Source organism: Janthinobacterium sp. GW456P (assembly GCF_002127655.1).
Taxonomy (GTDB): domain Bacteria; phylum Pseudomonadota; class Gammaproteobacteria; order Burkholderiales; family Burkholderiaceae_D; genus Janthinobacterium.
Map to the genome: position 1 here is coordinate 1 of NZ_NEHB01000013.1, position 13644 is coordinate 13644.

Annotated in this window: 11 protein-coding genes; 4 read left to right on the forward strand and 7 right to left on the reverse strand. The window is 54.8% G+C overall.

Annotation, left to right across the window (positions count from 1 at the left end; all coding sequences use genetic code 11):
* The first annotated feature begins 63 nt into the window (after positions 1-63).
* The 4 genes from CBW66_RS13440 to CBW66_RS13455 all read left to right on the forward strand — a co-directional run bounded on the left by CBW66_RS13440 (position 64) and on the right by CBW66_RS13455 (position 6581).
* Positions 64-1224: an IS30 family transposase gene (locus CBW66_RS13440; RefSeq protein ID WP_086139194.1), complete on the forward strand. Its 1161-nt coding sequence runs from the start codon at positions 64-66 to the stop codon at positions 1222-1224.
* A 72-nt stretch (positions 1225-1296) separates the two neighbouring features.
* Positions 1297-1794 carry an ankyrin repeat domain-containing protein gene (locus CBW66_RS13445; RefSeq protein ID WP_086137775.1) on the forward strand — a complete coding sequence of 166 codons (498 nt, stop codon included), beginning with the start codon at positions 1297-1299 and terminating at the stop codon, positions 1792-1794.
* A gap of 537 nt (positions 1795-2331) precedes the next feature.
* Entirely contained in the window at positions 2332-2709 is a 378-nt protein-coding gene (locus CBW66_RS28465) for a hypothetical protein (protein WP_139841622.1), read from the forward strand.
* A gap of 980 nt (positions 2710-3689) precedes the next feature.
* A complete protein-coding gene (locus CBW66_RS13455; protein ID WP_170932868.1) occupies positions 3690-6581 on the forward strand; it encodes an SEFIR domain-containing protein in 2892 nt (963 codons plus the stop codon).
* A 210-nt stretch (positions 6582-6791) separates the two neighbouring features.
* Here CBW66_RS13455 and CBW66_RS13460 read toward each other — a convergent pair whose 3' ends face one another.
* From CBW66_RS13460 to mobH, 7 genes are read right to left on the reverse strand one after another with little or no spacing between them, the layout of a single operon-like run.
* Positions 6792-6956: a zinc ribbon domain-containing protein gene (locus tag CBW66_RS13460; protein ID WP_205701127.1), complete on the reverse strand. Its 165-nt coding sequence runs from the start codon at positions 6954-6956 to the stop codon at positions 6792-6794.
* Positions 6919-8031 carry a conjugal transfer protein TraC gene (locus CBW66_RS13465; RefSeq protein ID WP_086137772.1) on the reverse strand — a complete coding sequence of 371 codons (1113 nt, stop codon included), beginning with the start codon at positions 8029-8031 and terminating at the stop codon, positions 6919-6921. Before CBW66_RS13465 ends, CBW66_RS13460 begins: the two co-directional genes overlap by 38 nt.
* Before the next feature lie 26 nt (positions 8032-8057).
* The gene (locus tag CBW66_RS13470; RefSeq protein ID WP_086137771.1) at positions 8058-8720 is read right to left on the reverse strand and encodes a TraV family lipoprotein; all 663 of its coding nucleotides are present in this window, start codon (positions 8718-8720) and stop codon (positions 8058-8060) included.
* 2 nt (positions 8721-8722) lie between these two features.
* The gene (locus CBW66_RS13475) at positions 8723-9499 is read right to left on the reverse strand and encodes a DsbC family protein (protein ID WP_086137770.1); all 777 of its coding nucleotides are present in this window, start codon (positions 9497-9499) and stop codon (positions 8723-8725) included.
* Complete coding sequence (locus tag CBW66_RS13480; RefSeq protein WP_086137769.1) at positions 9483-9941, reverse strand: TraB/VirB10 family protein; 459 nt, start codon at positions 9939-9941, stop codon at positions 9483-9485. The genes CBW66_RS13475 and CBW66_RS13480 overlap by 17 nt, the downstream gene beginning before the upstream one ends.
* A complete protein-coding gene (gene traD / locus CBW66_RS13485; protein WP_086137768.1) occupies positions 9841-11727 on the reverse strand; it encodes a conjugative transfer system coupling protein TraD in 1887 nt (628 codons plus the stop codon). Before traD ends, CBW66_RS13480 begins: the two co-directional genes overlap by 101 nt.
* Positions 11728-11729: 2 nt before the next feature.
* A complete protein-coding gene (gene mobH, locus CBW66_RS13490; protein WP_170932867.1) occupies positions 11730-13529 on the reverse strand; it encodes a MobH family relaxase in 1800 nt (599 codons plus the stop codon).
* Positions 13530-13644 lie beyond the last annotated feature (115 nt).

Sequence of the window (13644 nt, forward strand, 5' to 3'; positions counted from 1 at the left end):
TGCGGATTCAATCGGTGGTCGCAACACTCTAACCTAAACGCCTAGGTTACAGGAGTGTTGAAGATGAAACAGAAACCACGCATTTATTACACCGAGAGCCAGAAGGCCTTGATGTGGGAGCGCTGGAAGCAAGGCGACTCCCTGCAGATGATAGCCCAACTATTTGATCGGAATCATTCATCGATACAGCGCATTCTGGCCGAATCTGGTGGCATACGGCCAGCGCCGCGATGCCGTTCCAGACTGGCGCTGACATTGGYCGAGCGCGAGGAAGTCTCGCGCGGCATCGTTACCSGCATATCCATCCGCGCACTTGCCAGGCGCCTTRGGCGCGCACCATCGACCATCAGCAGGGAGCTCAAGCGCAATGGTGGTCGCGCAGCATATCGTGCCGCTCAAGCAGATCAGCATGCTTGGGATCAGGCGCGCCGCCCCAAACCTTGTAAGCTGACGGAGAGCCGCATGTTGGCCAACATGGTTGCCAGCAAGCTCCAATTGCAGTGGTCACCAGAGCAGATTGCTGGCTGGCTCAAGCAACTGTTCACGAGCCACGAGGAGTATCACGTGTCGCACGAAACCATTTACCGCAGCCTTTATATCCAGGCCCGAGGCGCCCTAAAGAAGGAGCTGCTGGAACACTTGCGCCGGACGCGCGCCATGCGCCGCTCCCGTCATCACACCCAAAAAACGGACAACCATGGAAGAATTGTCGACGCGGTGCCGATCAGCGAGCGTCCCGCGACGGCAGCGGATCGAGCGGTGCCCGGGCATTGGGAGGGCGACCTACTATGCGGTAGCCACAACAGCCAGATCGTGACGTTGGTCGAGCGCCAGACGCGCTATGTCATGCTGATCAAGGTCGCGGCCAAGAATACCGAAACGGTGGTCAACGCATTGATCGACAATGCCCGCAGGCTGCCCCAGGAACTGTATAAGTCACTGACGTGGGATCGTGGTAGCGAGCTGGCCGGGCATAAACGCTTTACGTTGGCCACCGACATCCAGGTCTACTTCTGCGATCCACAGAATCCGTGGCAGCGCGGTTCAAATGAAAATACCAATGGCCTGTTGCGCCAGTATTTTCCCAAGGGATTAGATATTTCCACGTATTCGCAAGAGCAACTTGACGCRGTAGCCAGACGACTCAACGAGCGGCCCAGGAAGACGCTACACTACCAAACACCGGCTCAACGATTTGAACAGTGTGTTGCGTTGACCGATTGAATCCGCAGGCGGAACCTGCCGATGACGGCAACCGGCCTGGAGCGGAAGTAAATAAAAACAATACATGAATAGATGAAGAACCTTAAAGCTGCTTACGACGCTATCCGAAACAGCGACCTCGACACGTTGACGGGTCTCCTAAATAGCAAGCCAGAAATCGTACATGCAATGACGCCATTTGGCCCGCTGTTACACGTCGCCGCGCGAGATGGTAGGGAGAAAATGATTGATTTACTCATTGAGCGCGGAGCTGACCTTGAAGCGCGCGGCGGCACATTCGGTGGCACTGCCCTGAACGTGGCCGCCTCTAGCGCACAGTTTGATGCGGCACGGCTTCTTTTACGTCTTGGTGCTGAAGTGGATGTGAGTGAGCCGGAGCGAAATCCATTGTTCGGTGCCGTTTATAGCGGTAGCCTCGAAATTGTCAAATTATTGGTTGAGCATGGAGTTGATATTACTGTCGCATACACGCGTAACTCAATGAAAAATATGGACGCATCAGCTTTTGCATTGGAAAGGAAGCAAGACAAAATCGTACAGTTTCTGCGCAATCGACTACAAGATGTATGAGATTGGCTCGTCCGCTTTGGGGCGGAAGCGGACGGTGCCATTAGGGTCTTAGACTCTCCTGATCCGTGGTTCTTGAAAGATGATAAACCGACGGGTCGTGTTAGGAGCCTGGGTGTCCTGCCAAGCACCAGGTGTGCGATCTCGTCGCTGCCTGATCCAACGACAAGAACGGGGCTGACCTGTATATCTCCCCTGCCCTGCAGAGACTCATACCGCGCTCAAGCAAATACTGCTTGAGCTTTGGTGGAATCCACCATGAACTCTTCCGTGGCTAAACCTCTTGCAACGTTAATCCTGGGTTTCGCGTGTCGCGGCGCAATCGATTCGAGTTATCTTTCGCATCATTTTCGTTCTGCAATGACACATTTAACTCAAAGTGTTGCGTTGAACGATTGCGTTAGCAGCCAGAAGAGGACATTCACGTTGACGTGACAATGTGTGACTTTTCCAGAGTGGTATTTCGTTATGCTCATGGGCCGCCGGCGGCCGCAAGTGGCCTTCTATCTCATCCTTAAAATGTACAAGGTAAGCTGAAAAATGGACAAACTCACGGTAGTTTTGGTTGATCCGCCAGATGAAGAAGCCGCGTCAGTTACTCTGCGCAGCGAGCAAGGTGAACTCGTCGTGTTTTGTCATCCTTGCAGCTTAACAGAAGGCGACGTTATCGAAAATCGCCTATCGGTTCTCGATGCAGATGTCCACGCCACGTACCTGACTGACTGGCCAGAAAGCGAAAAAGAGGCATTGTCTACTGAGTGGATTGAACGTACCGGACATTACGCATATCGTGGGCGCGGGCGTGTGCTCGATCATGGAGACGGGCTGGTCGAGGTACAAGGATTTTTTATCGACATGGGTGCATTATGCGTCGGGCACGTCGACTTCGAAATCAGTCGCCTTGATTTAAGCACTTGAATTCTTAAGTGGAAATTTTTGATCTTCTTCGTTGAAAGCGTTTTCTTTAGCATGAAGCTTGTCGACGACAAGATCCGTCCAAAAGTGGACCTCATTCGCGACGACAACAGCAATAATAAACAACCTGACGATGCATTTATCAATGAAAGTCGTTTGAATCATCCTGAGTCGCCACCAGTAGCATAGACTCTCCTGATCCATGGCTCTTGAAAGATAAAAAGAGATAGATCGTGTTAGGAGCCTAGGCGTCCTGCTAGTCACTTGGGCTGCGATCGCGTCGCTGCCTGATCCAACGACGAGATCGGATCTGCCTTGTCTGTTCCCCCTGCCCTGCAGCGACTCCTGCCGCGCGCGAGCAAAGCTGCTTGAGCTTCGGCGTGTTATCGGTGCTACTGGCCGCCGCAACTATCTGTTATATGCTCAGGCTTCAACGCTGGTGGTCTGCCGCCGGCGCTGCTTGACGGCGCAGTGCCGTCGAGTGGATATGTCGTTGCCATGGCATGCTCCTCCCACATCGAGATAGCATGCCACAACTTCGTTGTTGATTTTGTCTACACCCTCTAAAGCTGTTTGTGCCTCGGCAGACCTGCGCCTCCGGCTTTCCTGGCTCACCATTACAACCTCGATTGTTTGCTTGTTCCTAGTCCTATGCACAGTTCCATTCCTATCCTTAGGAATAACGAATAGGCTGCGTCCGGTAGATCAAGGGGCTATCTCAAAACCGACCAAAGCAGTAATAGGCAAGAAGTAACGAGCGGATAACGCTTGGTTTCGTTCAGTGTTGTTGTCCCAAAAGTTTAATGCGGCGCCGAGCTAGGGTTTACGTTTACAAACTAAACGGCGATATAGCCGATTTTTTCGGAGCATAAAATGTTCATATAACGGTCGTGTTGTCGAAATCTCGGAAGGCGGTGTTGCAATTGGCTTAAGGTGTATTTATTGTTAAAATGCACGTCAACTTTTCAACTTATCGAATCAGCATGGAAAAAATCAAGGTTTTCATTTCTTACAGTTGGGATGGTGACGAGCACCGGGCATGGGTGAGGAAATTTGTGGACTCTCTGGAGGAAATCGAAGAGATCACAACGATCTGGGATGGGTACGACCTAGACAGTTTGATTGATAAAAACTATTTTATGGAGGGTGCCGCGCACGATGCCGATTTTGTCGTGGCAATCACGACCTCTGCCTACAAAGCCAAAGCCGACGAGAGAAAAGGTGGTGTGGGTATTGAAACGTTTCTGATGAGTGCCATACATTGGAAGGGGTTATTGAAAGACAAACGCAGCAAAATCATCGCGGTACAACGGGATACGAACTCGACCCCTCGCTATCTTGAAGGGCATTTCCATCTCGACTTCACTCAGGATACCCAGTTCTCGGCCAAGCTCTTGGAGCTTGAGAAGCTGCTCCAAGGGAAGGCGACGTTCGAGAGGCCAAAGAAGCGACGAAGCCTTGCGGGAGTGTCGGAGGGAGCATACGACTTCACGCGAGTCGAGGAGCTCATTCAGGTAACGAATCCTAACCGACGACCGATTGTCAATTCTGAGCAGGGCACCGATTTCTCTGGTTCAAACCGAGTAAAGTATGAGATATGGGAAACGAAGTCGCCAGCGGTAAGTTACTTCCTGGCACTTCTCCCGAGCGGGACCATCAGTCACATTGTCCCGAGGGCAGCTGAAGCATTTCGGTCCGCCGGTATTCGCCCACCCCACATTACGGTGCTACGACCGCGTGCACCTGCCGCAGGACAAGAACTGGTGGCTGGGCTGTTTGCGGACGCGGGACTTTCCACCAACGTGGACGAGCTGACCTACAAGGAATACATCTGGACTTACTGTATCGATAAATCACTGAAAGCGATCGATCCTCCGAGCCCAATCGAGAACTATACTAATCAAGCACTCTCGTACATCGATCAGGAGACGGGCAACGCTTGTCGCGAAGAATCTGCCGTCGACTACCTGGCCCGCACGCTTCAGAACCCGTCGATTGCATCGGCGCATTTGGTAGTAGCCCCTGGAGGCATGGGCAAGACTTCGCTGTGCTTATCTGTAGCAGAGAAGCTTCATTTCCGGGATGAGCTGAGGTCGTCAGTGATTCTGATCCAGGCCGAGTCCATCAAGAAGTACGTTGCTGAACGTGGTGTCGCCCAATCGCGGATTCATACCATCTACGACATTTACGAGATCTATGCAAAGCTGCAAGGACATGGAAGATTGTTTGATCGGTCGACTTTTGACTTGGCAGTAGTATGTGGAAACCTTACGGTAATCATCGATGGGTTGGACGAATTGGCATCACTGTTTCAAGAACAGTTTGACCTCAAGACGTTTCTAGAATCCCTGAAGCAATTACATGACCAACTCGGAAGTTCGAATGTCCTGTTAACGACGCGAAACAACCTTATCGCCGAAGACGCCGATTTGGAAGCTCTTAATATAAAAAGATGCGAGCTGCTGGGTTTTGACACAGAGAGTTGCAGCAAGTACGTCGGTCGAAGGTTTGCTCCTTATCCAAATGCTCCAGAGCTTGTCGAGAAGGTGATGTCACAGATTGCCAAGCAAGAGATCCGCGACAACGAGGGGCGCATCATTCCGTTCTTGGCGGACATTTGTGCGACGGTCGTCATAGACGGATTGAAGAACGGAAAGGCTGATGCATTCGATGTTTCTGAAGACTTGACTCCCTACCCTTCCAACAACACTCTGACCGATCACATCGTGCATTCCATGTTGCGGAGAGAGAGAACCCGGCATGGCTTGGAGATGTCCGAGGTTGAGGTCGTCGACTTCATTGCTGAACTTGTCGCTGATTTTGGAAAGCGCTGGCCTATCCGGCAGATGCTTGATCGGCTTCGGCTGCTCTATGATGCCAAGGCTGAGTCAATTGCATCCAAGCTGGAATTGAACCCGCTGCTAGTGAGGAGGGGCGACGATATCGAATTACGATATTCATTCCTAAGTTCACATTTCGAAGTGCTCTTGATGCTGCGTGCGCTGATAGGCGTAAGTGCCGAAGAAAGCCCGATTCGAGCGTTCGCTAGATTGAGCCACGACAGCCAAGAAGCGCAGGACCTTAAGCGGTTTTTTTCGAACAATCTCGAAGATGTTGAGCGAGCTTTGCTCGCTATGATCCCGAAGTTACGCGCGAGGGCCACTTCGACTCCTCCTGCGAAGCTCGACAATGAGAGCGCGAAGCGAGCAATGGCGGGGCTCCTGCAGATATTCTTCTCGATTCAAAAGCTACCGATCGAACAAACGACTGAAAAATTACTTTCGTTCTTTAGTCTCGAAGGTTCGTCGAACAATGTTCGAACTCTGACTGGTCTGCATATCAAAGGGGCGTTTCCTTCGCTTGATTTTACGAATCTAATCATCACGCAGTCCAGATTCCAGGACTACCGGAACTTGATGCATGGTCGCTTCAAAAATACGAAGTTTATGTATTCGACCTTTGAGGGTTGCGCGGATCTTGGATGCGCCAACACTGGACTTCAGTCTTCCATGATCGACACCGGAACTTGCTCTCTCGATGATCTTCACGAAGCACTCACCGATTCCCATGCGACCAAAGTAGGTACGAACGCTATGGTGACCGCAGAAGTCATAAGATTTTTGGGTTCGTTCTACTCCGGTGATCGCTTCTGTGACAAGAGGACAGATTACATCAAGTACTCTAACAAGGTTCAGGGCCTTGCCGCGGATAGATTTTCGCGATTGCTTGCAAAGGGATACTTCGTCCTTGGGAAATCGAAGACCGTCGGTGACTTCTACGAAGTCGCTCCGACCTTTAAGCCGAGCGTGCGCAAATTTCTAAGCGATGGATATCCCGACGCTGAGATCAGGAGATTCATTGAGCTCGTGAAATGAAAATACGTTAGTTGGCCAACCATACTCTTACCGCTTGAGCCTTGGTTGCCGGAGCGGCGACATCCCAATGCCAGACTGACCAAATGAAGTCGGTTTGAATCATGTCGCCTTGAATCGCCACGAATTCACTAGACGCTCGCCAGTCGCTTGAAATTAGACTTTTTGTCGGATTGGGTGCAGCTTATTGTTGAAGCGGTGACGTACGCGCCATTACTGCCCTCCTATCCCCTCGTCCGGGCTCGTCTGGCTGGTGTGGTACGGTGGCGCGGCCAGCAACGTGCCGCCGTTCCATTCCATCTTGTAGGCGAGTTGCTGCCTGAACTCACCCCAGCCATGATCAAGAATGGCGCGGTGCAGCGCGGCTTTCTGACGCACAATCTTGCACGACTGGCCGCATGAACCGACTGATGAACCAAGTGCCGCCTACATCGCGACCAAGTGCGGAGTTGCTAGTCGACCTTGCGGCGGTGCCAGCAGATGGTCGATCAGGTCCACGGCGCAGGCGTGGCCGGCTGTTGACTATTGCCCTGATACTGCTTCGGTACTGCAGTGCCGGCTGCATGACGTGGCCGATGAGCGCGCCCATCTCCCATAGGGGGAAACGCTCAGGAAACGATTTAATCGAGAAGAAGCGTGCCTCGACGTGCTGCGGCTTGCCTGGCTTTGAAAAGCGGATGCCTTCGTTGGTCGGCTCCTGGACGGTATCGAAGTCCACAATCTGTTCCCGCAGTTCCCTACCCTCGTCGTAGTGAATCCATGGGATGAAACCATCTGTGAGACGGTGCGGATTGGTAAACAGTGCGCACCAATTGATTAAATCCGCCGCATCGCATACTTTGCTGGGGAAAGAGGCGGCGTCAAGAGTGCTTGCCATCGAGTCGCGCAGACTGATCGCCGCTTCGCGCTTGCCGATATCATCGGCGCGCCCATCCGTCGTGACGCTCATCATCAGTCGAAAGTCGCGCAGCGTAAAATGAAATCCCCTGGTCAGGGATTTCTGGCTCCCGGCCAGCAGATGGTGCACGCGCTGGCGTGCCAGTTGGCGGTACAGGTTGCTGTTCCGGGCCGGCCGGCCCCACTGCTGCGAGTTTTCATATTGATCCTCGTCTTCCATGCGCATGTTGGCATATTGGATCAGCGGGGCGCGAATGTCCGGCGAGCCAAACAGATGAAATTGCACACCTGTGTTCGCGGGACAGTTGGTATATAAGCTTTGCAGCACTTCTACCATGCGCTCATCGGCGCCAGCCTGAGGCATGAGTTCCAGCATGAAGCCGAGCCGGTGATGGCGATTGATGAACAGCTGCTCGCTGTCGACATAGGGACCGTACGGTAGCCAGCTGGCAAACTGATCCTTGGAAAATGCCTCGCCTCTGCTTAATCCAAACAGATCCCAGATGCCAGCGCTGATCCCTTCGCCAGCTTTTTCGGGCGTGAAAAACTTGAGCATGGTTGTCCTCTCTGCATTCAACACCACTATCGGCTTGTTGCCGACGCTTGAGACGGCGCGCCTTCTGGAACCGTCGTGACGGCCCCGACGGGAGGATCGGCAGGCCCTCCCGCTGGCGGCGAGGTTGGCCGTGTTTCGGCGCCGGAGCTGGCCTGTCCGGAGGGGGACGCTGTACTAGGAGATGACGCCTGCTCAGGTGCGGGCGGTTTCAAGGGAGCATAGGCATCACGGATCTGCCGCTGCGCATGGGCGATCTGCCAGCGGCCCGGGTCTGTCTGCAGGTAGACAAAGGACTGATCGTGGAGATCATGGTCACTGTCCTCCCAAGGTTTGATCCAGAGCCGCATGACGCGTGGCGGCGAGCGCAGTGCGGCGGGCTCGAACGCAGGTGCCCCCTGGATGGCGCTGCCGCTGGATGCACCTTTTAGCATCGTGTACATGCTGCGCGGGGCTGCATGCGGCGTTCCTTTTGTGGGAGCCCCTTTGGACGCCGCGCCGCCGCCCAATGTAAACGAGTTGTAGTAATTGCCGGATACGGAGTTGCACAGCACGCCTTCCGGCGCCTTGCAGGCATACTCGGACTTACCGGCCAGGCCCGTCATGTCACCGCATCCGGCAAGAAGCGTCAGGCAAGCCGCTGCGGCGGACAGGTTGTTGACGCAGAATGAAATCGATGAAATCAGTTGCATGATTACTCCTTTGGGTTCTTGCTGGTTTGGTGGCGCGACGCGGCCTGCGCCAGATGGGCCTCGATTTCGCTGGCACTGATAAAACCGGTTTCCCGTGCGCCATCAGCAAAGAAGAGGGTCGGCGTGCCCTGTACGCCCAATTTGCTGGCCAGGGCCAGATTGCGGTCGAGCGGATGGGCGCATTGGGCTGGTGCGCCCTGCCCGTCCAACGTGCCGCTGACGGCGCTGCGCCAGGCAGCGATGCGGTCGGTAGCACACCAGATACGCAGAGGTAAACCCTGATCTTGGAACGGCACCATGAAGTTGTAGATGCGCAGGTTGGGTACCTTGACCAGTTCCGGTTCGAGCTGGCGGCAATACGGACAATGTGGATCGGTGAAGAGATAAAGGACGCGTTCGCCCTTGCCCTGGGTGGAGACGATCGCATCGGCCAACGGCAACTGGCGTACATCGATAGCCGCTACCGTCGGCGCTGCCGGGTCGGCGGCTTTGGTGCGCTGCTGCAGTTTCGGGGCGGTCAGGTCACGCATGGCGCGCAGGTCGACCAGACGGCCAAAGATCATGTAGTCAGGGCGCGTATCGGCGACGAAGCCGACGTTATCTCCCATCCACACCTCAAAGACATGGGGGATAGGTGTCGCCGTGACCGTATCAAAGGCCGTACCGGGATAGGTTTGCTTCAACGTGGCGAGCAGTGTGTCCTGGGCCGTACTGGCGTAGGCGCCGAGTGTGGCGGCGCAGGCGAGTGCGGCGAGGCCCAGTTTAGTCAGCTTCATCATTGGGAACCTCCATCGTGCGCTCGGCAAGGCCGAGCTGATCCTGCCGGTCCGCGTCGCTGCGTGACATGGGCCGAGCAGGAATGCGCACGCCGCGCGTCAGCACCACGTCCACTTTGCGCCCCGCATGCACCTCGATGACAGGAAACGTCTGTTCGGCCAGCCGGATGTAATAGTTGGCCAGGTTGTTGAGCGCGCTCCCCATGCCACTGCCAATGCCGCGGCGGAACTGGTCGCCGGTGCCGCCGGTCGTTGTCGACAGGGTGCCAAACGGCGACGTCGTAAATGAGCTATTCCCCTGGGCGAAACCCTGGCCGATGCCGCTGACGATGCCAGCGCGCAGGCTATTGGCCAGCAGCTGCCCCTGTTTGGAGACGAGCGTGCCGCGCAGCCCCAGGTTGCCGTCCTCGCCAAAGATATTGCCCTCGATCTTGACCTCGACCACCGAGCGGTCGTAGCGGACGCAAGAAAGGACGTCGGTGCGCAGATAACTGCGTTGAATCGACTGCCGTGAAATCCGTAAAATGGCCATCTCTGGCCGTGTTATGCCCCACTTTCATGCTATGGATGGTAGTTTGCCCCAATGTTTCATTGATGAACTCCTGAGTGGGCTGGTCTTTGGTGCGAAAGGCAATGAGGTTATTCAGGTTCCCCAGTGCCATGCGTGCCGCCTCCTGGCTGCCAAGGCGTTTCGCCAGGTCGGCTATCGTCTGCATGGCGGCCGTGGTGTACAGCCCACCCTCGGCACCTTTGTTCAGGATTTCGATCAACGGTTGATTAATCACGTTCGACAACTCATCGACAAACAGGGAAATGCGCCGCTCTCCTCCCAGGTTGTAGCGAATACCTGAACGGGCGGCCAGGTCGGCTAGGGCCATGGCTCCGATTGCCGTGGCGACGGAAGGATCCGGCAACGAGTCCAGACACAAAAGCAGTACATGTCCAGCGCGCTCGATCTTTTCCAGATTCATGATCGGGCGCTGATCATCGGCATCAAAAGGATCGGGAGACAGGCTTTTACCAAGATCGCCGGATGTCAGCATGGACAAGATCGGTAAAAGATTGGCGGTGATTTTCTGATAATGTTCGCGATTATGCTGGAATACCCGGACTTGAGAACTGACCACCGGATCGCGCCTGGCCTCCTGCACATGGTGATCGTAGTACGTCACATACGCCAATAGTTCATGGCTCGCCGCCGGCGTCGGCGATTTGATCTGCCCTCTGCGCGCCCTGTCGAGCAAGCGCACCATCTCGGGCGTGCTACGCCACTGCAGCCCAAGGAGCTCTTCGTAAAAACGCTCGAGCGCCTGTTCCAGGATCGGCTCGACGCCCCCTTCAATGTATTGCTTCAGCTTTGCCAAATTCGGACGTCTCTCTAGCTTCACCATCCCTTGCACGACCACATTCACGGCATCCCAGCCGAATGCGCTGAACGTTCCGGCTGTGTCTGGTGGCATGATCGACTGAATTCGGGAAGCGACTTCTGTAGGCTTTTGCCAATTGAACGTAAAGTCGAGACGGACACCCGTTTCTGGAAAGGCCGGATGAAACCACAGGAAGCTGTCTGGCTCGCGATACATTTCACAGGCCTTCATGACCAGTCGCTTAAGGCGGCGTGAATTCTTCGGATCAATAATAATGACGACATCGCCACGCCGAATGGCTTGAGAAATCAACCAGCCAAGACACACCCCTTTGCCGGACTGAGTGGTTCCGACCACCAGAGTTCCCCCTTCGAAGTTTTGCAGCGGCCGACCCAATAAACGCTCTTCCGACTCGACACCATGAATCCAGGGTAAGCCAATCTCTGCATCTGACTGCGGATTTGGCTGATATCCCAAAGCTTTGATGAGCCAGGGAGGAACACTCATCGCGCGATAATCAATTTTGATCAGCTCGTAAAGACGCTGAGAGTGCATTGGTAGCCAGATAAAACCCAGACCGAATACAACCTGCTCAGGATCGCCGGTCCATTTCGCCAGCCGGGCAATGGGAACCATTTCCATCGCCCGGCCAGCCAATCCCGCACGGATACGCACAACCCGCAACATTTGCCGACAGCGAATCAAGGCCATGAGTATCGAAGCAAGGACAAGTGGAAATCCAGCCAGCGGAGGCAAAGAATGCGGTATCAAAAGGTAGAAACTCACGGCGGTGAGCATCCATGCCAGCACGGCTGCCCCTTCAATGGGCCGACGCCACGGCATTTCATACCGTCTAAGCAACATGGTCAGCCTGCGTTCGCATCGATTGAGGGCGCAGTTGCTGCATCCATGCCCTCGATAAATTGACGTGCGATGACTATCCCGGCCAATTGCCTGCCATGTAGGCTGTGATATTCAACTGGATCGGTCTCTGTTGACCCTGCCACTAGCATGTTGGCATCGGCAAGCGCACGTAGCACCATCTTTGCATCCACCAGTCGCACCGCAAACGCATCCAAAGGTACAAACAGGCCAGATTCCATGGGGCAACACGCCGGTGGCGATGCCGTATCGTTGAGAGACTGCACGATCACTTGCAGTATCTTGGCTATGCCCGGATGCAGGCGAATCGGTGCACGTAGAGAGCAGATACCCGCTGCCGATTGGATTGACGCGGTATCCTTGACTTTCTTCGCCCTTCCCTGCCGTCTCCCCCCAGGCGATTCGATACAGGTACTGTCCGCAGAAGCGGGCATAGGTGCGATGGAAGGCAAGGACAGTTGAGGATCGCTGGCATCCGGCGGGGCCGATGGAACAACGTGCTCTGCCGGAGCTTCGGGCGGTGTCTCCCTCGCCTGCCGAGGCTTGGCACCACGCTCCGTGGTCCGCACCTCGTCATGAGAGAAGTCGAGCGCCATATCCATGTCAAGCGCCACTGGTGGCGGATGCAACACAGCAAGGACACAGGCTGGCGTCACCAACTTCAACGCATCCAAAGGTTCCCTGGCATCAGGCGGCCCAATTGACCAGACATATTCGTTGGAACTCCTTGGCAGGATGATCCCAGCATCGCTCAAAATTTCCATGGCTTCTACTGGGGAGGCTGGCAAACCATACAATCCTTCGTCTTCCAGCAATGCGAGTATGTCGCTTATACCGTTCGGCCACACCAGAAACAGGCCATCCCGCCCAAACCACATGCGGGAACGGTCCGTATTTGGTCCCCATCCCTGATGAGACTGCACTAGTTCTCGCATCGCGTTCAGCAAAAACCTGGCAAGATATGCTCTCGCCCGTGCCTTCCCGGCTGGCGCATCGGCGTCTCGCAAGTCTCGGTAGATCACCAAAGTAGCCGCCCGATTGACGAGATGGTTAATGACGTTATGATCTTGATACCGCACTTCACCACTGATCGCGGCAAGCATATGGGCAAGGATGATCGAGCCCTCGTGGGCCAGGTAAGTCAACGTATCGGTTGGCAGGATCAACGGTAGCGCAAACAATGACAGGGAGCGGCACTCCTGCCTAGCCTCACTCCATCTGACGAAAAGACGGTCAACCTCGTGTTGGTGGATCCAGTCTTCAAGTGGTGTCAGGTATGGCGGCCACACCTTTCCTTCCACGTCACTGACAACGATGGTGTCGAGCGCAAGGTACAGATACACGCACAGGCCCGCGACGAAGGTACCAAAACGCCAGCGTGGCTCTAACTGTCGACGTATCGATATCGTCGCCCTGCCAGCGAAAATCTGCGAATCGGTCGCTTGCAGTGCAAAGAACGCCGTCTCCAGCCCCAGGCGTGCTAAACCTCCTGGGCGATGAAAAAAACTGTCTTGTGTTGCAGGCAATACGTTCACGTACGCGATGTACTTCCTGATCAGCGGAAGCATTTCTTTGGCAAAGGCCTGCGCGTCGCCGCCATAAGCCAATTTGATGCGTCCCAAGATATCTCGATTGTCGTCCAATATCGCATCGACACTACGGACAAGCATGCCGCCATGACGCGCATTGCCTTTGGCAGGAGGTGAGCGCTCCGGACAAACGGGTGCGTCCGGACGCCTGCTATCACATTGACGTTGGCGGCCAAACCCAACCAGGGATTTCAAGAGATTCCATGCGGCCATAAGAAACACTCACATGACTATGTGACCATTATGGCTATGCAGTTCCAGCGACGTCTCGGTGAAAGCCTGGCTTCCAAACGGAGTATTCGTCGACAGA